Raw genomic sequence first — 22,773 nt, 5'->3', positions numbered from 1 at the left:
GCCTCAAACGAACTGTTCGATATAAGTGAGAATATCGAACAGCCCGTCTCTCGGACCGGGATTGGGCGGAAAGTTCTGCGTGAAGCGAAGGAACGCCCTTGGCTTGTCGGACCTATCGAGCTGCGGCGCTTCCCGGCTCAAACGTTCCCGGATCGCTGGCGACAGAAGATTGATCGTCGTGTCGTCGATGATCGGCTCGATGATGACCGGTTCGCCGTTGAATGCGATCGCTTCCGTTGCGGCTGTCGCGATACCGGCGAGCTTGCGGATCTGATCATAGGATTCCGGCGGAAGCGGCGCGGCGTGATAGGCCGCCATGCGATGATACATGATGTAGGCCTCGACCCAATTCTGCGCGTTGACATGCAGGCGCATGGCGACGGCCTGGCGCTGCAGCATGAATTGCGTGATGCGCTGCACCAGAGACGTCCGGTAATCGGCGGGAAGCTTGCCGTCGCGAAGGGCCTGAGAGGCGAGATATTCCAGGCCGCCTCTGTAGGTGTCCCACTGGAACATGCATTCCTTGTTACCCTGCTGCAGGCGCGGGTCGTCGGAGACCGCCGTTACGCGTGCGAAGGGTTCCGGCATGAAGAGAATGTCGGCCTTGTCGAGCGCGCGCGTCGTATAAAGAAATGCCCAGAAGATGAAGGGCGTCGGGCTGGAGATAGACTTGGCCAGGACGTCGCGCCGGATGATCATGAACTCAGGGAAGACGTGTCGCTCGAGGATGAATTCCAGCATCGAATGGAAATCGCCCTTCGAATGACGCGTCGGATAGGACAGGTGATAAAAGGGCTGCATGTCGCCGCCGCCCGGCCGTCCATCGACAAGCATCCACGGCGCTTGCACCATGCCGATCCGCTGGTCCTCCGCCATCAAGCGGATGTATTCGACGACCTTTTCCGGAATGAGCAAGTCGTCGTCCCCGAGGAAAACTGCGTATTGACCGCGGGCACGCTGCATGGCGAAGGCATAGTTGCTGAGAAAACCGGAATTGCTTGCGCGGCGGTAGGCGCTGACTTCCGGGTGATGCGAGATGGATTGGACATAGCCAGCGGTATTGTCCGTCGAGCAGTCATCGACAATCACGATCTCAAAGGGAATGCCGAGCCGGCGAAACGCGTCCAGATGGAAGCTTACATTGCGCTCCAGCATGAACTGGCGATTGTAGGTCGGAACGCAGATCGAAAGGACGGGGGATTCAATAGAGGACATCGACTTCTCCAGAGGCATCGGCGCGATTCGGATCGCGAGCTTTGCCGTTGGATAGGAGAGGTTGCTTTCGCGGGGCTGGAGAATTCACGCTCATTCCAGGCGAGTGTGAAGCGACATACGGCCTCCAGCCCGGTGCAAGCTTTGATTTTTATCCCTCTGCCAAGGTGGTTCGTCGAACTTGATACGGCAGGGTCGGCAGCGCGGGGCGATTAATCGAGGCGCGATTTCATCTATGCCGCCGTTGGCGGCTGCCGGTGCCTGGAGATGTCATATGAACTCAATTGTTATTGCCCGCTATAAAGAGTCTCTCGATTGGGTCCTGAACATTCCCGACGATTTCGAGGTCTACATCTACAACAAGGGCGAGCCGATCAGCGATCCGCTCATCATTGACAGAGCCGATCACATCATCGACAGGCAGAATGTTGGGCGGGAGTCCGAAACATACATCCACCATATGCTGACGGTACCGCGGGACGCCGATTCCTTCACGGTCTTCTCGCAAGGCGATCCCTTTACCCATAGTCCGGATTTCCTGCCGCTGCTGGAAAACTGGCGGCAATGGGACAGCCTGCAGCCGCTGACCTGGCAATGGCAGGCCGATCACAATATTCCACCGGCGTCCTTGCTCGCGGACTACGAACGACGCCTGGGCGGTCGTCTGCGTGTTCGTCCGGAACGTTTCTCTTTGTCTAGTTGGGGTCCGCCGGATTTCGTCGACGAAGGCGCTTTGGGCACCAGCCGTGATTATTGCGCGTTCCACGGCAACCCGCCGGAAGGAGAAAACGTTGCCAGCGATTTCCTGCGGAAATGCGGACTCGATGAGTTGGCGGACAAAGCGCGGGCGCATTCTTTTGGAGTGTTCACCTACGGTGCGATCTTCGCCGTTCGTAACAACCTCATCGCCAAATGGCCGCGGAAGAGCCTGGAAATTACATATCAGGCGACGTTAGGCATGCCCGTCTACGGATATATGCTTGAGCGCATGTGGCTGCATTTCTTCGGCGCGGAATTCGACGTGCCGGTGGCTCCAAAGGTTACGCTGGAACAGCCCTTGCCGCGGCAGGCTCCCATGGAGCTTGGATATCCGAAGGCGGCGCCGTCAACGGTCGATCCGAACGACGACATCATATCGGTTCAGGTCGAAGAACTGAGCGATAAGGTCGAGAAGCTGCGGATCGAAATTTCGGAGCTCAGGGAAACTGTAAAGGTTCAGCGGCTTTCGGCCAGCGCGCGCCATTGAATCCAGGAATAAGGGGCAGTCTATGACGTCATTTGCAGCGAGCAATCTGCAAACTCTTACGCAGGCGGAGCGTGTGGCAATTGCCGCGCAGTGGTCCGATGCTCCATATTTGCAGGCAGAGATGCTTTCCGGTACATCCTGGCAATTGGGCGATCTGGACGGGCGGGAATTGTTGCCGTTTCTAGTGCTTGCTCCCGAGGGATTGGTCGGCAATGCCTTTCATGGATCGCTGGATCATTGGTATGTGGCTGATGGAAAGCTCTGCATCCTCGACAGTCAAGGGATGCCAGCGATCGTATTCAACGCGGCTCGCGTCGTGAATTCAGCGGTCGTGGCGCTTGCCGGCCGCGCCGTTCTTGCCGGCGTCGACGCCATCTACATTCTGAACCTTGTCGATCATCCGCCGCATCCGGTATCGGCAACGCCACCGCACATGGAGCGTCGGGCGAGATTCATCAAACAGCCGCCCGTGGGCGCACGCCGGGCCAATCTCGTCGTCGTTCGCGCCAATGGTTCATCGCTGCATCCGCGCTGGTTCGAAGGGCTCAATGACAATACCCGCACCTGGGATCTGTGCGTCAGTTGGTACGGAAACGAAATTCCCGACCCGTCGGTTTCGCCTGAATATCTGACTCATGCGCCGAACCAGCGGAAATTCAAGCCGATCTTCGATCTGTTTTATGAAGATAGCCCGCTTTGGAATTACGATCGCATCTGGTTGCCTGACGACGATCTGCTGTGCAGCGGACCGGATTTGAACAAGATGTTCCATCTGTCGCGCAAATACGGGCTGGATCTGGCTCAGCCATCGCTGCGCCAGGAACCCGGCTGCCACATCAATCATCCGATCACCGCTCAACGCCAAGGCGGCGACGTCCGCTTCGAACCCTTCGTCGAAATCATGTGCCCGGTCTTTTCGCGCCGCGCTCTCCGCATCTGCGTCGGCAGCATCAAGGATGCGGTCTCGGGTTATGGTCTGGACCATTTGTGGCCCTCATTCCTCGGACGGCCTGCAACGCGCATGGGCATCATCGACGCGGTTGGAATCGTTCACACGAGGCCGATCGGCGCGAGCTATGACGTGCGGTCCGCCATTGCCGAGCAAGCGGCGCTCTGGAGAAGCTACGGGTTTAGTTACAAGCCGATTCCAGGCGTAAATTGATGCATGCGGCTTGCGGATGGCGATGTGTCGAGGGGCAAGCCAGCAAGCCGATTTCTCTTCCAATCCCGAGGGACCTGAAAGTTTCATGATCGATTTTTCCAACGTTGACCTGCTGATCGTCGGCGCAGGTTTCTATGGTGCGACCATTGCCGAACGGGTTGCGAACGAACTGCAAAAGAACGTTCTACTGATCGATCGCCGCAGTCACATCGGCGGTAATGCCTACAGTGAATTCGACAGCGAGACCGGAATTGAAGTCCACCGTTACGGGGCGCATCTTTTCCATACGCCAAACGAAACCGTTTGGACCTATCTGAACAGGTTCACCGGTTTTACCGACTACAAGCACCGGGTTTATTCGACGTATCGGGATCAGGTCTATGCGATGCCGATCAATCTCGGCACCATCTCGCAGTTCTTCAACCGGCGACTTTCTCCGGCTGAAGCGCGGACGCTGATCGCGGATCAGGCGGCCGAGATGGCTGGGCGCAATCCCGCGAACTTGGAAGAGAAGGCAATTTCCCTGATCGGCCGGCCCCTATACGAGGCATTCATCCGCGGCTATACCGCAAAGCAGTGGCAGACCGACCCCCGCGATCTGCCGGAGCATATCATCACGCGGCTGCCCGTCCGCTACACCTACGACAACAGATATTTCAACGACAAATACGAGGGCCTGCCGGTCGACGGCTATGCGGCGATCTTCGAGCGGATGCTGAACCACCCGAAGATCAATATCGCCCTTGGCGTCGATTTCTTTTCGCTGAAATCCTCGCTGCCGCCGGGCCTGCCGATTGTCTATACGGGTCCGATCGATCGGTATTTCGACTATTCGGAAGGGGAATTGGGCTGGCGCACGATCGATTTCGAAAAGGAGACCGTCAACACCGGCGATTTCCAGGGCATGGCGGTCATGAACTATGCCGATGAGACGATCCCCTTTACGCGCATCCTGGAGTTTCGCCACTTCAATCCGGAAAGAAGCTATCAGACCGAAAAGACTGTCATCGTAAGGGAATATTCGCGCTCGGCGCAGCGAAAGGATGAGCCGTACTATCCGATCGACACCCGGCAGGACAAGGATGTCTTCCTGCGATATCGGGTGCGTGCGGAAGCGGAAGTCAACGTCCATTTCGGAGGACGGCTCGGCACCTATCGATATCTCGACATGCACCAGGCAATCGGCGCGGCCCTGAAGGCGTTCGAGAGCCGCGTCGTGCCGCATTTCACCGAGGGCCGTATCCTGGGCGGCGAAAAATAGGCTTTGGGCTGAGCTCGAAGGGTCAATGGACCTTCAGCGCCATTTGAGGTGAGGGCGGGATGACCATTCAAAGGTCATCCCGCCCAATTGTTTTTATCCGCGGCGACGGCGCTCGCGGGTCGGGGCGGCCCCGCCTTCGTTGGCCGTCTTGTTGCGCAGCGGGCCAATCCGATCGATGATCGTTTCCAGCGTCGGGCGCGGGCCGGGCGTGTAGCTGTCGAGCGCTTCGCGCATGGCGGCAAGGTGGCCGCAGGAAGTGCCGCAGCAGCCGCCGATGATCTTGGCGCCGGCGTCGCGGGCGAGGCGGGCGTAATCGGCCATGAGCGGCGGCGTGCCGGAATAGTGGATCTCGGCGCCGCGATATTCCGGAATGCCGCAGTTGCCTTTGACGATCACGACCGAAGCCGGATCGGCATCGGTCATGTCGAGCAGGCTTGAGAGGATATCCGATGCGCCGACGCCGCAATTGGCGCCGACGGCGAGCGGACCTTGACCCACATCCTTGGCAACGCCGTGAATGTCTCTCGGATGAAGACCCATCATCGTCTTGCCGGCGGTATCGAAGGAGCCGGTATAGGTGTAGGGCAGGCCGACCTTGACGGCGGCTTCCGCGGCGGCGCGGATTTCTTCCGGCGATGACATGGTTTCGATCCAGGCGACATCGACGCCACCGGCTTTCAGACCTTCGATCTGCTCGGCGAAAGCGGCCACGGCGTCCTCATAGGTCAGTGCGCCAAGCGGCATCAGCAATTCGCCGGTCGGGCCGACCGAGCCGGCGACGATGACTTTGCGGCCAGCCTTGTCGGCGACAGCGCGGGCAATTTCGGCAGCCGTCTTGTTCAAGCTGTGAACGCGGTCCTGCGCATGGTGCAGCTTCAAACGGTGGCGGGTGCCGCCGAAGGTGTTGGTGAGAATGATGTCGGCGCCGGCGTCGACGAAATCCTGATGCAGCTTGGTGATGCGGTCGGGATGCTGTTCGTTCCAGAGCTCCGGAGCTTCACCGGCCTCCAGGCCCATGGCGAAAAGATTGGTGCCGGTCGCGCCATCAGCGAGCAGTACGCCCTTTTCGGCTAGAAGATCGGTCAAGGGATTGGCTGTGACGGTCATGGCGTCTCCTCAAATGTCAGATAAACCGGATTGAAATGCAGATATAAACATTTCTTTATATGAGTACAATCCCGGGATAAAGGCAGAGGTTGCTCGATAAGGCGGTCTAAAAGAAAAAAGCGCCCAGGGCAGGGGGCCAGCCCCCAACCGAAATGTGGAATCCAAGTAGATACTGGTGCCGAATCCCCCTGTGGCATGGGTGTTTGGGGCGGTTTATCTTGCTGGAAATATCTTCGTGAAGCATTCTGCGCACTCACCTGCTGCAAAACTGTCGCTTTAATTGGGGTTTTTGAGACAAGAAGAGAACCGCAATATGGAATCGATGATTGAGGTTGGGACTATAAAAGATGTTGAGCCATGGGCGCAGCTTCGCGTTGCTCTGTGGCCGCATCACTCGCTTGAAGATCATCGAGCTGAGTTGGGCCGGGCGTTTCTTTCAGAAAGTGGAGAAGCCGTCGCCTTCATCGCTCGAAACGCTGCGAAAGAAGCTGTCGGGTTTGCTGAGGCCACTTTGCGATATGATTATGTGAATGGATGCAGCAGCTCGCCCGTTCTATTCCTCGAAGGGATTTATGTCCGGCCCGTTGACAGGCGAAAGGGTATCGCACGATTGCTTTGCAATGCCGTTGCTGATTGGGGGAAGTCGCTTGGATGTGTTGAGTTTGGCTCAGACGCGCTGCTTGAGAATTCAGCCAGCCATGCGCTCCATACCGCTTTAGGATTTGAGGAGACACAGCGCGTCGTGTTCTTCCGAAAGCCACTGTAGGCCGGTATTGCCCTTCCACGAGGATGGCTTGTCGCGAAACTCGCTCCCAAAAGTTAGAGTTTCGCGACAGATATTTGTTACAGAAAGTATTCCACATTTCAGTTAGGGGCTGGCAGGGCGCTTTTTCGCTTTGCGGTGGGGCGTTTTTTACGCGGCCGCCATCTCGGCCGTTTCATGTGTCGTCGGCGTCACCATGGCGGCAATGATGCCTTGCAGGTCGATCGTGCCGATCAGCCGGCCGCCGGGATCGGTGACGACGGCAGCGGTCTGTCCGCTGTCGGTCATCTGTTTAGCTGCGATCTCCAGCGTCATGTCGCCGGATATGCGCACGCCATGCGGCTCGCCGGCAATCGGCTTCATGATCGTCTGAGCCTGAATGACGCGGCCGCGGTTCACTTCCTTGACGAAGGCGGTGATGTAGTCGTCGGCTGGCTTCAACACGATTTCCTGGCCGCTGCCCTGCTGCACGACCTTGCCGTCGCGCAGGATGGCGATCTTGTCGCCGAGGCGCAGTGCTTCGTCGAGATCGTGGGTGATGAAGACGACGGTTTTCTTCAACTCCTTTTGCAGGTCGAGAAGCACGGTCTGCATGTCGACGCGGATCAACGGGTCGAGTGCCGAATAGGCCTCGTCCATCAGCAGGATATCGGCATCGTTGGTGAGCGCACGCGCAAGGCCGACGCGCTGCTGCATGCCGCCGGAAAGCTGGTTCGGATAATGGTTCTCGAACCCCTTCAGGCCGACACGCTCGATCCAGTAGCGACCTTTCTTCTGGCTTTCGGCCCGGGCCACGCCCTGGATGTCCAGGCCGTAGATGGTGTTTTCCATCACCGTGCGGTGCGGCAGCAGGGCGAATTTCTGGAACACCATCGCCGTCTTGTGGCGGCGAAACTCACGCAGTGCGTTTTCGCCCATATTACAGACATCGACGCCGTCATAGAGCACTTCGCCGGCGGTCGGCTCGATGAGCCTATTGATGTGACGGATCAGCGTCGACTTGCCGGAACCAGAGAGGCCCATGACCACGGTGATGGCACCGGCTGGCATGTCGATATTGATGTCCTGCAGGCCGAGAACGTGGCCATGCGTCTCGTTGAGCTCGGCCTTGCCTATGCCGTTCTTCACTGCGTCCACATAGTCGCGCCCGCGCGGCCCGAAGATCTTGTAGAGGTTTTTGATCTGGATCGCGTGACTAGCCATGGATGACCTCCGAGTGCTTCTGGAGCCGTCTGCCATAGGCCTGGCTCGTGCGGTCGAAAATAATGGCGATCGCGACCAGGGCGAAGCCGTTGAGGAAGCCGACGGTGAAGAACTGGCTGTTGATCGCCTGCAGCGTATTCCTGCCGAGTCCACCGACGCCGACCATGGACGCGACGACGACCATGGCGAGTGACATCATGATGGTTTGATTGATGCCGGCCATGATGGTGGGGAGTGCCAACGGGATCTGCACATTGAACAGTTTCTGCCGGTGCGACGAACCGAAGGCATCGGCTGCCTCCAGCACTTCCTTGTCGACGAGGCGGATGCCGAGGTTGGTCAGCCGGATCATCGGCGGAATGGCGTAAATCACGACGGCGATAAGACCGGGGACCTTGCCGATGCCGAAAATCATGACGACGGGAATGAGATAGACGAAGCTCGGCATCGTCTGCATCACGTCGAGAATGGGATTGATGATCGATTGCAGCCGGTCGGAACGGGCCATCAATATGCCGATCGGCAGGCCGATGACGATGGCAATGAGGGTACAGACGGTCACCATGGCGAGGGTGACCATCGTGTCGCCCCACAGGCCGCAGACACCGATCAGGATCATGGAAATGGCCGTGCCGGCGACGATCTTGAGATTGCGACTGGCAGCGTAGACGACGGCCATCATGACGAGGAGCACGATGAACCAGGGCGTATTTGTAAAAAGCCATTCCAGATAGTTCAGAAACCATTGCAGCGGCTGAACCACGGCGTCGATAACATTGCCGTAGGCGCGCACTATTCCTCTGAAGCCGTCGTCGATGTTCTTGCGCGCGGCGCGAATGAGGGTCTCGTTGATCGCCGGAAAATTGCATAGAACATCCGGCAAGAAACTGCATTGAATAGCCATGAAATTCCCCTTCTTGTCCGGTTTTGCCCAGCTCAGCGTGTGGCCTTCACGCGTGGATGGTAGGCAGCACTGCKACCGGTTCGTCAGGCTGCTTCTTATTTTTTATACCATTCCCAGTCGCCATTCTGCGCTTGTTGCGACCTAAGGCCCCGCCGCTCCGTCGGTATGGGCGTCAACACGGCGGCAGCGAATGCGGGGAACTGGCGGCTTACTCGCCGCCAGTTCCGTCGTTTCGCGTCAGAGCGAAGCCTTGACCTTGGTGGCGACATCCGGAGAAACCCACTTGGTCCACATGTCGGGGTAGGTCTTCAGGAAGTATTTTGCGCCGTCTTCGTTCGTGCCCTGATTGTCTGTCATCCAGGCGAGAACCTTGCCGACCGTGCCGTTGTCCCATTTGCGGGTCTTGACGTAGTCCATGGCAACGCTTGCCTTGGAGGCGAAAGACTTGGTCACAACAGTGTAGACGTCAGAAACCGGATAGGAATTGACCTTCGGATTGGCGCAATCCTGCTGCGAGGTGCAGGCGTCCCATTCCTTCTTGTCGTGCGGCACGTCGAAGCTCAGGCGCACCATCTCGTACTTGCCGAGGATCGCGGTCGGAGCCCAGTAGTAGCCGAGCCAGCCGCTCTTCTTTTCGAAGGCATTGGCGATCGAGCCGTCGAGACCGGCGGCCGAGCCCGTATCCACCAGCGTGAAGCCGAGCTTCTCGGCGCCGAGGGCCTTATAGAGGTTGGCCGTGGAAATCTGGCAGTTCCAGCCCGACGGGCAATTGTAGACCGCGCCCTTCGAGGAATCTTCCGGAGCGGGGAAAAGTTCCGGATGCTTCAGCGCGTCCTGAACGGTCTTGATATCCGGATGGGCGTCGGCGAGAAATTTCGGAATCCACCAGCCTTCGACGCCGCCGTCGCTGAGAAGGGGTGCTGCCTCGATCAGGCGGCCTTCGGAAACAGCCTTGTCGAGCGCTGTGCGCACGGCATTGACCCAGAGTTCCGGCGCGACGTCCGGTGCGCCCTTTTCGTCCATGGAGGCGAACGTCGGCTGTGTGTCGCCGGTGACCAGCGTCACATTGCAGCCATAGCCGTTCTGCAGGATGATCTTGTCGACCTGAGCGGCGACGCCGGCCGATGCCCAGTTCATTTCGGCGATCGACACGTCGCCGCATTCCGCAGCCTGTGCCGAGCCAGCCAAAGCATAGGCACCAAATGCGAAGATGGCGGAAGCAATGAGCTTCTTCATTGGATAACGTCTCCCAGTTCTTGTTAAGTTACCGGAATCGACTCCAGCAGACATGATGCCTTGCCGATCCCCCGTCAGCGTGGTCGCACCATAACCGTTCACCCGCCGCTGACGACGCCTGTCCGGTCCCCTGTTTTGCTGTCGTGCGTTTGCTCTTTTTGCGGCTACGGAACCTCTCGCAGCCGCGCTTTTTCTGCACCGACAAGATGCAGCCTAAGGATTTAGGTGAAGAAATCAACCTGCCGTCGACTACGCGGACTTACCACGCCTTGTCGAAAAGCTTATATAAGCGCTTGAATTAGCCTATTTTCTGCCATTCATGGCTGTAAAATGGGCATGGAAGACGCGCCATCATGCCCCGTGAGCTGGTAGAGATTGATGATCGCTAAAATGCCGCGTCCGGCAAAGACTTTTTGTATTCCATTCGCGCCGTTTTCAGCTTCTTGAAATAAGTCGAAAAAAAGTTCGAAAAATTTCCGGATTCATCCTTATTTAAGCACTTAATAACCCTCCGGTAACGATGTCCGGCTATCAATCGGAACGCGGCGGGAGACACTTCCGCCTCTCCGGATCAGGTAGTGCGTACCGGAGGAAGCGAGCCTTGCAGTGTGAAATGCAAGCGAGCCGGCGTTTTTTTGGCAAACCGCGTCGATCCCCGCGATCGCGCGGTTTTCGCGTTTTGGGGCTTACGCTAACGGTCTTGAGCAGAATCGACTAAAGTAACCGCTCGGGTGCGGACGGATAGGGCGCTCGCGTGCACCTGAATGGCGGAAACAGCAAAGCCGCCAATGCAGCGGCATGGCGGCTTTGCTGTACGATGGACTTGCGGCTTGACGAGTAATCAACCGGCGCTATAGGTGCGGATGAAGCCGACTAGGCCGAAGCGGGTATCGAGCTGCTGCAGGCGGTTGTCGGGGTGGCGCGACGGCACCTTCGAGTTCCAGGCGATCTGAATGGAATTCTTGTTGTTGAAGATGAAGAGCATCGGGGTTTCCTCGGGCCGGATCGACCGGCTTTCGTTGTTTGAATTGGTGATGGAGATAATCCTCTTCGGCATCAGGAACAATGGAAGAAGTCGTCATCGATTGTCGCAAATAGAGCATTTTTGGAAGTGGTGCGTTTTTGCCGCATATAACCGGTTTTCCGCCGTTAATCATCGCGGCGGATTCAAGGCAAAATCCAGCATTCCCAGTAGAAGCACCATATCGGAGCAATAACGGATGACGAAGGCGATCATGCTGCAGGGGACCGGCTCCGATGTCGGAAAAACGGTATTGGTCGCCGGGCTCTGCCGGCTGTTCGCCAACAGGGGTGTTCGGGTGCGCCCGTTCAAGCCTCAGAACATGTCGAACAACGCTGCGGTGGCCGAAGACGGCGGCGAGATCGGCCGGGCGCAGTGGCTGCAATCGCTGGCCGCGCGCGTACCGTCCTCGGTGCATATGAATCCGGTGCTGTTGAAGCCGCAATCGGAGACCGGCAGCCAGATCATCGTGCAGGGCAAGGTCTGGGGACAGGCGAAGGGCAGGGACTACCAGGCGCTCAAACCGCAACTGCTCGGCGCCGTCTTGGAAAGCTTTGCGACCATGCGCGCCGGAACCGATCTGGTGATTGTCGAGGGCGCCGGTTCGCCAGCCGAGATTAATCTCAGGCGCGGCGATATCGCCAATATGGGTTTTGCCACTCGCGCCAATGTCCCGGTCGTGCTGGTCGGCGATATCGATCGTGGCGGCGTGATCGCTTCGCTGGTCGGCACGCATCATATCCTGCCTGAAGAAGACCGGCGGATGATCCGCGGTTACCTGATCAATAAGTTTCGCGGTGATATCTCGCTGTTCGGCGAAGGCGTGGATGCCATTGGGGGCTTCACCGGTTGGCCCTGTTATGGCGTCGTACCCTGGCTGAAGGCAGCGGGCCGGCTGCCGGCCGAGGATTCGGTCGTATTGGAACGGCTTGCTCGCGGCACCGACGGAGCGTTGAAGGTCGCCGTGCCCGTGCTGTCACGCATCGCCAATTTCGACGATCTCGATCCGCTACGCGCCGAGCCGGATGTCGATCTGGTCTTCGTTCGCCCAGGTGAGCGGTTGCCTACGGATGCGGGGCTCGTGGTCCTGCCGGGCTCGAAATCGACCGTGGGTGATCTCATGGACCTGCGGGCGCAGGGCTGGGATAAGGATTTAGCTGCGCATGTCCGTCGCGGAGGTCGCGTTATCGGCATTTGCGGCGGTTACCAGATGCTCGGCCGCATGGTGCACGATCCGCTCGGCATAGAGGGATCGGTGACGGCGACGCCCGGGCTTGGTTTGCTGGATGTCGAGACCGAAATGGCGCCGGAAAAGACCCTTCGGAACAGCGTGGCTTTTTCCAGGGAGTACGACGCGCCGCTTTCGGGCTATGAGATCCATCTCGGCGTGACGCGCGGCGTCGATTGCGACCGGCCCTCGACCATGATCGACGGCCGGCCCGATGGCGCGCTCTCCAGCGACGGCCTGGTCATGGGCACCTATCTCCACGGGCTTTTCACCAGCGATGCCTATCGGGCAAAGCTGCTTGCAAGCTTCGGTTTGACCGGTGAGCGGGTGGATTACCGCGCCGGAGTCGAGGCGGCTCTGGACGAGGTTGCGACAGAGCTGGAAGCGGTGCTCGATCCGGCATGGCTCGACAGCCTGGTGCAGTAGAGCAGTTCCAGGAAAAGTGCGTAGCGGTTTCCCGCCCGGAATGCGAAGAAACAAAGGGATAGAGCGGGAAAGCGTTTCCGTGAAACGCTGAACCGCTCTAGAAGCGTCCAGGCGAAACCTAAAGCTMGCCTGACATTTCGCGGCGACGGCGGTCGAGTTCTTCGCTGTAGCGGCGCAGCGTATAGCTTTCGGTGAGCAGGCCAATCACCTTGCGTTCGATCAGGTCGTTGATCACCACCAGCGCTTCGCTTTCCGTCTGATCGAAAAGGGCAGCGGCCTGCTTGGCGTTCATCTGCGGCTGCAGGAAGTCGTTGCGATGGCGGATGAAATCGGAAAGGCCGTGTTCCTCGTCGTCCTTCTCGACGGGGCTCGCATATATGTCGGGCATCAGCACCATGCCGGCATATTTCTCGTCCTTGTCGATTAGGATGACCCGCTGTGCCGAGCCGATCGGAAAACGCTGACGAAATTCCTCGATGCTCATGTCGACAGGCGCAGTGTGCACATCCGGACGCATCATGCGGACGACCGTCAGATTACGAATCCAGCCGACATCATGGGCGCTGCGGATGCTTTCGCCGCGCAGATGGAAGCGCCATGTGGCGAAGGAATAGCCGAAGGTGGTCCGCACCACCAGCGACGAGGTGATGACGGCGGCTAACACCAGCGCGGTGATCGGAAAATCCCCGGTGATCTCCAACGCCAGGAAGGTCATGGTCAACGGTCCGCCGATGATGGCGACGGCAAGCGAACTCATGCCGACCACGGCATAGACGGCCGGCGTCAGCGTGGCGTGATCGAAATAGGGGGCGCAATAGGCGAAGATCTTGCCGAGCAGCCCGCCCATGAACAGCGATGCAAAGAACAAGCCGCCCCTGAAGCCGGAACCGATAGACACGGCTGAGGCCAGTGATTTCAGGATGAAGAGCCCGGCCAGCGCGCCCAGGGTGACATTCGTCGACAGGTTGAGATGCAGTGCACCGTGGCCGGCCGACAGAACCTGCGGCGAGATCAGCGCCAACAGGCCGACGACGAGGCCGCCGAGCGCAGGGCGAAAGGGCGGTGCAATCGAACTCTTGCGCGCAAACTCTTCGACCCAGGCGACGCCCTGCATGATCAGGATGCCTATGCCGGCGCAGAACGCACCGAGCAGGACAGCCGGAAGATAGTCGGCGGGGACGATCGCGCCGAAATGATCGATGTCGATGGCGAAGTCGTCACCGGCGAGCAGTCTTGCGATCATGGTCGAGATCAGCGCTGAGACGACGACGGGCGTCAGCGTGAGGATGGAATAGCTGCCGATGATCAGCTCGAAGGCGTAGAAGGCGCCGGTCAGCGGCGCATTGAACGCGGCTGCGATGGCGCCGGCAGCGCCGCAGCCGACGAGCATGCGCAGGTCCGCGCGGCGCATCTGCATCTTATAGCCGAATTTCGACGCAATGCCGGCGGCAAGCTGTGTGTAACCTGCTTCAAGCCCGACCGAGGCGCCGAATCCGTTCGAGATGAGATTCTGCACCGCGACGAGGATACTGTCGGTGAGCGACATGCGGCCGCCATGCAGCGCATTGGCTTCAATCGGGTCGACCATCGGCTTCTTGCGCGTGCGCGACAATAGATAGAGCAGAGCGCCGAGGATAATGCCGCCGGCTATGGGGGCGATCAGCAGCACCGACTTGTCGGGTATCGCGACCGCTGCAGAACTGAGGCGCTCGTAATCGGTTATGCCGTAGATGGCGCTGTGAAGCTTGCGTGAGATGAAGCTCATCCCTATCACGGCGCAACCGGAGGCTATTCCCGCCAGCGCGCCGGCGAAAACGAGCCCCAATTCGCCACGACGCAGCAATGCCCTGAAGCGACCGAGATCGAATAGAGCCGAGATGACGCCGAAGCGGCGCGGTTGGAATTTCTGCAACATGGGGAACAGACGACAGTTTTGTGCTCAAAGCTATGTGCTTGGCTTCTATAAACTCCTAACATCAAAGAAATACGGCAAAAAGAGCATCGCAGGCTGCGACTTTTAGGCAATATTTCGCCATTGGAACAGCCGATGTCGTGCCGACCAGCCTTGATTGACTTGCCGGGGCCGAAAGCCTAATCATTACGGGCATAACGAATGGTTCCCGAGCGGCAATCTGCCGCATGGGATGAAAAGGGAATGTGAAGGAGCGGACCCAACTCGGGCGCTCTCATCATAGCCGACCCCGCGACTGTAGAGCGGTCAGGGTCTTTCATCCGGTTCTTGGTGGTATTTCGCTGATGGTCCGCATGGTGCGGACAGGTGAAAGCAGCTTTGAGCCGGAAAAGCCACTGGCGTGGCATCATGATCAACCAGGGCTGGACGCCTCTAAATCTACGAATCGTCCGCTTTTTCATGATGTTTGCCGGGAAGGCGAGAAAGATCCGCTGGTGCAGGATCGGGGGCGACCGGTTTCGGTCCGCCCTCGCTGTGCCTCATCCGCGAGCCAGGAGACCTGCCATACGTGCCGGGCGCAAGGCCCAACCTAGGGACGGATGTCTCGGCTGCCAGCACGGAGGTTGTCATGGCGCGAAATGAGTTCTCGGCGCGCAGGCGCCCGCTTTTCGGTTCCAGCCGCGTCGCGCTGGCCACTGTTTTCCTGTTGGGACGGGGATAGGTCATGTCATCCCCATCGTCCCGCGTCGTCTTCGTTCTCGGCGGTGCACGCTCTGGCAAATCCCGATTCGCCGAATCGCTGGTCTCGGACACCGGTCTCGAACGTCACTATGTGGCGACAGGCCAGGCTTGGGACGATGAAATGCGCGACCGCATCGCTCAGCATCGCGCCGATCGCGGCGATCTCCTTTGGACGACGCATGAGGAGCCGTTCGATCTGACTGCCCGGCTGGCGGCGATCGATAGCGAGGGGCGCGCTGTTCTCGTTGATTGCCTGACGCTTTGGGTCACCAATCTGATGATGGCCGAGCGCAACATCCCGGCGGAATTTTCCGCTCTCACCGAATTCCTACCGGGCGCAAAGTCGCGTCTTGTCCTCGTTTCCAACGAGGTCGGGCTTGGCATCGTGCCTGAAAACCGTATGGCGCGCGAATTCCGCGATCATGCCGGCCGGTTGCACCAGATGATCGCGGCGGCGAGCGCCGAAGTCTATTTTATCGCGGCGGGGCTGCCGCTGAAAATGAAAGGTTGATCCGCATGAACCAGGAAAAAATTCCCGCCACCGTCATCACCGGTTTCCTTGGCGCCGGCAAAACGACGATGATCCGCAATCTTTTGCAGAACACCGGCGGGAAGAAGATCGCTTTGATTATCAACGAGTTCGGCGATCTCGGCGTTGACGGTGACGTGCTGAAGGGCTGCGGCGCGGAGAATTGCACCGAGGACGATATCATCGAGCTGACCAATGGCTGCATCTGCTGCACTGTGGCAGATGATTTTATCCCGACCATGACCAAGCTTTTGGAGCGCGAGGCGCGTCCTGACCATATCGTCATCGAGACTTCGGGTCTCGCTCTGCCGCAGCCGCTGGTCGCTGCCTTCAACTGGCCGGATATCCGCACCCAGGTCACTGTCGACGGCGTGATCACCGTGGTCGACAGTGCCGCCGTCGCCGCCGGCCGTTTCGCCGATGACCACGATGCGGTCGAAGCTCGCCGTGTCGAAGATGAAACGCTCKATCACGAAAGCCCGATCGAGGAGCTGTTCGAGGATCAATTGACCTGCGCCGATCTCATCGTCCTCAACAAGACCGACCTGATCGACGTCGCCGGCCTTGGCCGCGTCCGTACCGAAGTTGCCTCCCGCACCGCCCGCAAGCCGACGATCATCGAAGCGAAAAATGGTGAGGTTCCGGCCGCCATCCTCCTCGGTCTCGGCATCGGCACCGAAGGCGACATCGCCAACCGCAAATCGCATCACGAGCTGGAGCACGAGGACGGCGCGCCGCATGATCACGACGAATTCGACAGCTTCGTCGTCGACCTCGGCCCGATCGCCGATCCGGCTGCCTTTATCGAGAAGCTGAAGGGCGTGATTGCCGAACACGATGTCCTGCGCCTCAAGGGTTTCATTGATGTGCCCGGCAAGCCGATGCGCTTGCAGATTCAGGCCGTCGGCAGCCGCATCGACCACTATTTCGACCGGGCGTGGACGCCGGGCGAACAGCGCCAGACACGGCTTGTGGTGATTGGCCTGCATGAGATGGATGAAGGGATCGTGCGCGAGGCGATAGAAACGTTGGCCTAAGGCGAAGCCATGCATCTCCTCCTAGCTCAAAAAGGAACGATCAGCGACGGCGAGGAGGCGATTGATCTCGGTCAGTCGCCAGGCGATATCCTGTTTCTGTCGGCGGCCGATACCGAGCTTGCGGCGATAGCCGCGGCCTATGGGCAGGGGGGAGCCGCGCATTCCTTGCGGCTCGCAAGCCTGATGAGCCTCAAGCATCCCATGTCCGTCGACACCTATATCGAACGGACGGCGCGGCATGCGAAGCTGATCATCGTCCGGGCGCTTGGTGGTGCCAGCTATTTTCACTATGCGCTGGAGGCGCTGCATGCCAGCGCCGTTCGCAATGGCGCTTTCATCGCGGTTTTGCCGGGGGATTCGAAGCCTGATCCGGGGCTGACGCCATTTTCCAATGTTGCACTCGAGGATCTCAATGCGCTGTGGTCCTATCTAATCGAAGGCGGCGACGCCAATTCCCGTGATTTTCTCGGCTATTCCGGAGCGATGCTGTTGGGCGCCGAAAAACCGGCGCCCGCCGCTCCGTTGATGAAGGCGGGGATCTGGTGGCCGGGCAGGGGCGTGATCGGGATCGAGGAGTGGAGAAATGCCTCCACGGTGGTAGTCCCGGAGGGACTCGAACCTCCGACGGTCGCTGTTTCCTTCTACCGCGCTCTCGTTCAGAGCGGTGAAACCAAGCCGGTCGAAGCCATGATCGAGGCGCTGATCGCCGAGGGCATGCGGCCGCTGCCGGTGTTTGCCTATAGTCTCAAGGATCTCGTTTCAGTCGGCATTCTCGAAAGCGTTTTCGCCGAGTTGAAGCCGGCTGTCGTCATCAATACCACCGGTTTTGCCGTTTCGGCACCAGGGGCTGATCGCCAGCCGACCGTGTTGGAGGCGAGTGATGCGGTCGTGCTGCAGGCGATCTTTTCGGCTTCCTCCATGGAGGCTTGGGAAGCCTCGTCGCAGGGGCTTTCCGCGCGCGATCTCGGCATGAATGTCGCGCTGCCGGAGGTGGATGGGCGCGTGCTTGCCCGTGCCGTCTCCTTCAAGGCGGCGGCGCGTTATGATGAACGTGTCGAGGCCAATATTGTTGCCAGCGAGCCGGCAGCGGACCGCATGCGCTACACCGCCCGATTGGCGGCCAATTGGGCGCATCTGCGCAAAGCGCCGCCGCAAAATCGGCGCGTGGCGCTGGTCATGGCCAATTATCCGAACCGCGACGGACGGCTCGGCAACGGCGTCGGACTCGATACGCCGGCGGGTACGATGGAAGTGCTGAAAGCGATGCGGGCGGCGGGTTATCCGGCTGCCGATCTGCCTGCCGATGGCGACGCGCTGATGCAGCACCTGATGGATGGCCCGACCAATTCGGGTCATGATGGCAGGATCGTGCGCGAAAGGCTTTCCATAAGGGAATACAAGGATTTTCTCTCGTCTCTTCCCATTCAGATTCAGGAAGAGATAGCCGTCCGTTGGGGCGACCCGGGGAGCGATCCCTATGTTCGAGAGGGCGCCTTTGCGCTGCCCTTCACCCGCTTCGGCGACGTGCTGGTGGGCATCCAGCCCGCGCGCGGCTACAACATCGATCCGAAGGAAAGCTATCATTCGCCGGATCTCGTGCCGCCGCATGGCTATCTCGCTTTCTATGCATTCCTGCGTCAGTCCTTCGGCGCGCATGCCGTCATTCATATGGGCAAGCACGGCAATCTCGAATGGTTGCCGGGTAAGGCCCTGGCGCTGTCAGAGGCCTGCTATCCCGAAGCGATCCTCGGGCCGTTGCCGCATCTCTATCCCTTCATTGTCAACGACCCCGGCGAGGGCACGCAGGCCAAGCGCCGCACGAGTGCCGTGATTATCGACCACCTGACCCCGCCTTTGACCCGCGCCGAAAGTTACGGCCCGCTCAAGGATCTGGAAGCGCTGGTGGACGAATATTACGAGGCCTCCGGCGGCGATCCCCGACGCATCCGGTTGCTGCGCAAACAGATTCTCGATCTCGTCACCGATATCGGCCTCGATCAGGATGCCGGGATTGCCAAGGGCGAGGGTGAGGATGAGGCGCTCAAGAAACTCGACGCCTATCTCTGCGATCTCAAGGAAATGCAGATCCGGGACGGATTACACATCTTCGGCGTTTCGCCTTCCGGAAGGCTGCTGACGGATTTGACGGTGGCGCTGGCGCGCGTACCGCGGGGCTTGGGCGAGGGCGGCGATCAGAGCCTGCAGCGGGCAATCGCGCGGGATGCGTTCGGACAGCCCGTGTCGTTCGATCCTTTGGATTGCGATATGGCCGCGGCATGGACTGGCCACCGCCCCGATATCCTCGCCGACATTTCCGACGCTCCCTGGCGCACCCAGGGCGATACGGTCGAGCGCATCGAACTCCTGGCCGCGAGCTTTGTCGCCGGCGAAATTGCGTGTCCTCAAGACTGGCCGCAAACCCACGCCGTCCTCGCCGAAATCGAATCCCGCCTCAAGCCTTCGATACTTGCCTGTGGCGACGCCGAAATTGCTGCTCTTATGAAGGGCCTCGACGGCCGGTTCGTGTCGCCAGGTCCATCGGGTGCGCCGACGCGCGGCAGGCCGGATGTTTTGCCGACGGGTCGGAATTTCTATTCCGTCGACAGCCGCGCCGTCCCGACGCCGGCGGCCTACGAGTTGGGCAAGAAATCGGCCGAGCTGCTAATCCGTCGCTATGTGCAAGATCATGGTGAGTGGCCGGTTTCCTTCGGGCTCACGGCCTGGGGCACGTCGAATATGCGCACCGGCGGTGACGATATTGCCCAGGCGCTGGCCTTGATCGGCGTCAAGCCGGTCTGGGACATGACCTCGCGGAGGGTTACCGGCTATGAAATCATCGCGCCGGCAAAACTCGGGCGGCCGCGTGTCGATGTGACGCTGCGCATTTCCGGCTTCTTCCGCGATGCCTTTCCGGAGCAGATCGCGCTGTTCGACAGGGCGGTCCGCGCGGTTGGGGCGTTGGATGAGGATGCGGCAGACAATCCCATCGCGGCACGCATGCGGGGCGAGATCAAGCGATTGGCGGCAGCGGGATTGGACGAGGCATCGGCCAGCCGGCGAGCTGGTTACCGCGTCTTCGGCTCGAAGCCGGGTGCCTATGGTGCCGGATTGCAGGCGCTGATTGACGAAAAAGGTTGGGAGAGGCGCGCCGATCTGGCGGAGGCCTATCTCGTCTGGGGCAGCTATGCCTACGGCGCAKGTGAGGACGGGAAAGCCGAGCGCGGCGTGTTCGAGGAGCGGCTGCGTTCGATCCAGGCGGTCGTGCAGAATCAGGACAATCGAGAGCACGACCTGCTGGACAGCGACGATTATTACCAATTTGAAGGCGGCATGGCGGCTGCAGCGGAGCAGCTTGCAGGCGCCCGACCGTCGATTTATCACAACGACCATTCACGGCCGGAAAAGCCGGTCATCCGCTCGCTGGAAGAGGAGATCGGCCGTGTCGTACGCGGCCGCGTCGTCAATCCGAAGTGGATCGATGGCGTCATGCGCCACGGCTATAAGGGTGCCTTCGAAATTTCAGCAACGGTCGACTATCTCTTCGCCTTTGCTGCGACGACGGGCGCCGTTCGCAATCATCATTTCGAGGCGGTCTATCAGGCCTTTGTTGTCGATCCCCTGGTGCGCGATTTCATGGCTGAGAAGAATCCGGCCGCTTTGCAGGAGATGAAAGAACGTCTGCTCGAAGCGATCGATCGTCGTCTCTGGACGCCACGCAGCAATTCGGCACGGTTCGATCTGGAGACTTTGACTGGGGATAAGGAGATCGTCGCTTGAGCGTGGTCGGCGATCTTCTCGAGGCTTTCCATCGTTACGTCGCTTCGCGGAGCGATCCGCTATTGAAGCGTTTCGTCGAAGGTTTTGATTGGCGGATGGAGGAGCGGCCGCTTGCGGCTCACAGTCTGCCGGTCGTAAATTATCTGAATATAGTCCACCGGCCAGCCGACGCCGCAGAAGGTGAGCTGTTTTCCAGCCTTGCGGGGGCGGCAAGCATGCTGCATTGGGCGCAAACCTATAGCATCGCCGACTTCGGCGCCGATTTTCTGCAGAGATATGGCTGGGTCGAGCTTTTTGGGACGCGCGGCCATTTTGTCAGCGATGATATGGCCGGCGGCTTTCTGCTGCTTGGACCGGATGTGTACTATCCGGATCACCATCATATCGCTGAGGAAATCTATATTCCGCTGGCCGACGGTTCTCTGTGGAGGAAGGATAGCCAAGCCTTCCTGCCGCGCTGGACGGGCGAAATCATTCATCATCCCTCGGATATTCGCCATGCGATGCGAACCGAGGAAACACTGCTGGTGGCGCTTTACCTTTGGCGAGGCGGACCACTGGCGCAGAAATCGACAATTCCAGGGAGGACCGAATGAGCGAAGAGACGACCGAAACGGGCACTGAAGCACCGAAGAACGATGAAGCCCGCCATGCGGAGAAAATGGCCAAGAAGAAGGTCGCGCGTGACAAGATCATGTCGAAGAAAACGGACGAGAAAGGGCTGATCATCGTCCATACCGGCAAGGGCAAGGGCAAGTCGTCGGCCGCCTTCGGGATGATTTTCCGTCACATCGCCCATGGGAAGCCGTGTGCGGTGGTGCAGTTCATCAAGGGCGCGATGTGGACCGGCGAGCGCGATCTCATCGAAAAGCATTTCTCCGATATCTGCCAGTTTCACACCATGGGCGAGGGGTTCACCTGGGAGACGCAGGATCGCGCCCGTGACGTGGCTGCCGCCAGCGCTGCCTGGGAGAAGGCCAAGGAGTTGATCCGCGACGAACGCAACTCGATGGTGCTTCTCGATGAGATCAACATCGCGCTGCGCTACGACTATCTCGACATCAACGATGTCCTCAACTTCCTGACCACGGAGAAGCCGCATATGACGCATGTCGTCTTGACCGGCCGCAACGCCAAGGAAGAATTGATCGAGATCGCCGATCTCGTCACGGAGATGGAGCTGATCAAGCATCCGTTCCGTTCCGGCATCAAGGGACAGCCGGGTGTGGAATTCTGATCATAGCAGCGATGCACTTCGGTCGGCGGAGGCGATGTAGATCTTCGGATCGCCGACGCGAAAGGTTGTCGGCTGGAGTTCGGCTGAGCGGATGCGATCGACGCGGAAGGTTCTGATGTCGTCACGCAGGTGATCCCAGGTGATGAGATACCAGACCGGCGCATTGAAATAGAGGAATTGCGGCTCGATCCGGCGGCTAGTGACAACGCCGTCGCCGGCCTCGTAATCGATGATCACCTGCCGTTGCTCGAAGAAGGCTTGCGATATCAGCGCAAGATTGGCGCGGCTGGGCGGCACATAGCTGTTGACGACGTTGAGCGTTGCCGGCGCACCGACGATAATGCGGCGCCGTAAGTCGCGGATGCGGCCCTGATAGCCTTCGGCGAAGGTGGCGGAGACCTTGCGTTTGATCGATGTGAGATGTTGCAACAGCAAGGGCGAGCCGACTTTTTCGGCGATGGTGATGCTGAGCAGCAGATCGATGGTTTCGAGATGATCGAGATGCAGCCTACCGAGCGACCAGCTACGGTGCAGTTGCATGCCGCCACCACGGCCGCGGTCGGCATCGATCGGCAGGCCGTTCTGGCGCAATAATGCTATATCGCGATTGAGGGTGCGCAGGCTGACGCCCATCTCGGCTGCAAGCTCGGCGGCGGTCGCGTGCTCGCGTTCGCGAAGCAGCCCTTTCAGCTCCTCCAGCCTGTTCAGCCTTGTTCCATCTGCCGTGCGCGCCATGGCTGAAATATGTCGTTATCTGTCCTATTAAGCAAT

Annotated in this window: 18 protein-coding genes and 1 riboswitch; of the genes, 10 read left to right on the top strand and 8 right to left on the bottom strand. The window is 59.4% G+C overall.

Going from position 1 to position 22,773, the window contains the following annotated elements:
* Nucleotides 1-3: 3 nt before the first annotated feature.
* Complete coding sequence (locus tag QD357_RS03410) at nt 4-1,215, bottom strand: glycosyltransferase family 2 protein (RefSeq protein WP_181316065.1); 1,212 nt, start codon at nt 1,213-1,215, stop codon at nt 4-6.
* 271 nt (nt 1,216-1,486) lie between these two features.
* Here QD357_RS03410 and QD357_RS03405 point away from each other — a divergent pair, with 271 nt between their 5' ends.
* From QD357_RS03405 to glf, 3 genes are all read left to right on the top strand, one after another.
* A complete protein-coding gene (locus tag QD357_RS03405; RefSeq protein WP_107108349.1) occupies nt 1,487-2,458 on the top strand; it encodes a hypothetical protein in 972 nt (323 codons plus the stop codon).
* 22 nt (nt 2,459-2,480) lie between these two features.
* The gene (locus QD357_RS03400) at nt 2,481-3,620 is read left to right on the top strand and encodes a DUF707 domain-containing protein (RefSeq protein ID WP_414124039.1); all 1,140 of its coding nucleotides are present in this window, start codon (nt 2,481-2,483) and stop codon (nt 3,618-3,620) included.
* A gap of 85 nt (nt 3,621-3,705) precedes the next feature.
* Nucleotides 3,706-4,881, top strand: a complete 1,176-nt coding sequence (gene glf, locus QD357_RS03395; protein WP_107108347.1) for a UDP-galactopyranose mutase — start codon at nt 3,706-3,708, stop codon at nt 4,879-4,881.
* Nucleotides 4,882-4,974: 93 nt separating this feature from the next.
* Here the strand turns inward: glf and bmt are convergent, their stop codons facing one another.
* Entirely contained in the window at nt 4,975-5,988 is a 1,014-nt protein-coding gene (gene bmt / locus QD357_RS03390; protein ID WP_107108346.1) for a betaine--homocysteine S-methyltransferase, read from the bottom strand.
* A 322-nt stretch (nt 5,989-6,310) separates the two neighbouring features.
* On the opposite strand from bmt, the gene aac(6') reads away from it, so the two are divergent.
* Nucleotides 6,311-6,754, top strand: a complete 444-nt coding sequence (aac(6'), locus tag QD357_RS03385) for an aminoglycoside 6'-N-acetyltransferase (RefSeq protein ID WP_414124091.1) — start codon at nt 6,311-6,313, stop codon at nt 6,752-6,754.
* 147 nt (nt 6,755-6,901) lie between these two features.
* Here the strand turns inward: aac(6') and QD357_RS03380 are convergent, their stop codons facing one another.
* From QD357_RS03380 to QD357_RS03365, 4 genes are all read right to left on the bottom strand, one after another.
* Nucleotides 6,902-7,954, bottom strand: coding sequence for a quaternary amine ABC transporter ATP-binding protein (locus QD357_RS03380; RefSeq protein ID WP_107108344.1), 1,053 nt, complete (start codon nt 7,952-7,954; stop codon nt 6,902-6,904).
* Nucleotides 7,947-8,858, bottom strand: coding sequence for an ABC transporter permease (locus QD357_RS03375; RefSeq protein ID WP_107108343.1), 912 nt, complete (start codon nt 8,856-8,858; stop codon nt 7,947-7,949). Before QD357_RS03375 ends, QD357_RS03380 begins: the two co-directional genes overlap by 8 nt.
* 237 nt (nt 8,859-9,095) lie before the next feature.
* On the bottom strand, nt 9,096-10,094 hold the full coding sequence (locus tag QD357_RS03370) for an ABC transporter substrate-binding protein (RefSeq protein ID WP_107108342.1): 999 nt from the start codon (nt 10,092-10,094) through the stop codon (nt 9,096-9,098).
* A gap of 841 nt (nt 10,095-10,935) precedes the next feature.
* Nucleotides 10,936-11,079, bottom strand: a complete 144-nt coding sequence (locus tag QD357_RS03365) for a hypothetical protein (protein ID WP_181316064.1) — start codon at nt 11,077-11,079, stop codon at nt 10,936-10,938.
* A 235-nt stretch (nt 11,080-11,314) separates the two neighbouring features.
* Between QD357_RS03365 and QD357_RS03360 the strand changes: the two genes are divergently transcribed.
* Nucleotides 11,315-12,769, top strand: a complete 1,455-nt coding sequence (locus tag QD357_RS03360) for a cobyric acid synthase (RefSeq protein ID WP_107108341.1) — start codon at nt 11,315-11,317, stop codon at nt 12,767-12,769.
* Nucleotides 12,770-12,887: 118 nt separating this feature from the next.
* Here QD357_RS03360 and QD357_RS03355 read toward each other — a convergent pair whose 3' ends face one another.
* Nucleotides 12,888-14,684 carry a chloride channel protein gene (locus QD357_RS03355; RefSeq protein ID WP_414124038.1) on the bottom strand — a complete coding sequence of 599 codons (1,797 nt, stop codon included), beginning with the start codon at nt 14,682-14,684 and terminating at the stop codon, nt 12,888-12,890.
* Nucleotides 14,685-14,866: 182 nt separating this feature from the next.
* Nucleotides 14,867-15,263: riboswitch (cobalamin riboswitch) on the top strand.
* 142 nt (nt 15,264-15,405) lie between these two features.
* Here QD357_RS03355 and cobU point away from each other — a divergent pair.
* From cobU to cobO, 5 genes are read left to right on the top strand one after another with little or no spacing between them, the layout of a single operon-like run.
* Entirely contained in the window at nt 15,406-15,933 is a 528-nt protein-coding gene (cobU, locus tag QD357_RS03350; protein ID WP_107108339.1) for a bifunctional adenosylcobinamide kinase/adenosylcobinamide-phosphate guanylyltransferase, read from the top strand.
* Nucleotides 15,934-15,938: 5 nt separating this feature from the next.
* A complete protein-coding gene (gene cobW / locus QD357_RS03345) occupies nt 15,939-16,988 on the top strand; it encodes a cobalamin biosynthesis protein CobW (RefSeq protein WP_414124037.1) in 1,050 nt (349 codons plus the stop codon).
* A gap of 9 nt (nt 16,989-16,997) precedes the next feature.
* Complete coding sequence (cobN, locus tag QD357_RS03340; protein WP_414124036.1) at nt 16,998-20,765, top strand: cobaltochelatase subunit CobN; 3,768 nt, start codon at nt 16,998-17,000, stop codon at nt 20,763-20,765.
* Nucleotides 20,762-21,361, top strand: coding sequence for a dimethylsulfonioproprionate lyase family protein (locus QD357_RS03335; RefSeq protein ID WP_107108337.1), 600 nt, complete (start codon nt 20,762-20,764; stop codon nt 21,359-21,361). Before cobN ends, QD357_RS03335 begins: the two co-directional genes overlap by 4 nt.
* Nucleotides 21,358-22,002, top strand: coding sequence for a cob(I)yrinic acid a,c-diamide adenosyltransferase (gene cobO / locus QD357_RS03330; RefSeq protein WP_107108336.1), 645 nt, complete (start codon nt 21,358-21,360; stop codon nt 22,000-22,002). Before QD357_RS03335 ends, cobO begins: the two co-directional genes overlap by 4 nt.
* On the opposite strand, the gene QD357_RS03325 is transcribed toward cobO, so the two are convergent.
* Nucleotides 22,003-22,737, bottom strand: a complete 735-nt coding sequence (locus QD357_RS03325) for a helix-turn-helix transcriptional regulator (protein WP_107108335.1) — start codon at nt 22,735-22,737, stop codon at nt 22,003-22,005. It abuts the gene before it with no gap.
* Between the last annotated feature and the right edge of the window lie 36 nt (nt 22,738-22,773).

It is taken from the genome of Rhizobium sp. BR 317 (assembly GCF_047445835.1).
GTDB lineage: Bacteria > Pseudomonadota > Alphaproteobacteria > Rhizobiales > Rhizobiaceae > Rhizobium > Rhizobium paranaense.
This window is presented reverse-complemented; position numbering and strand designations above follow the sequence as displayed.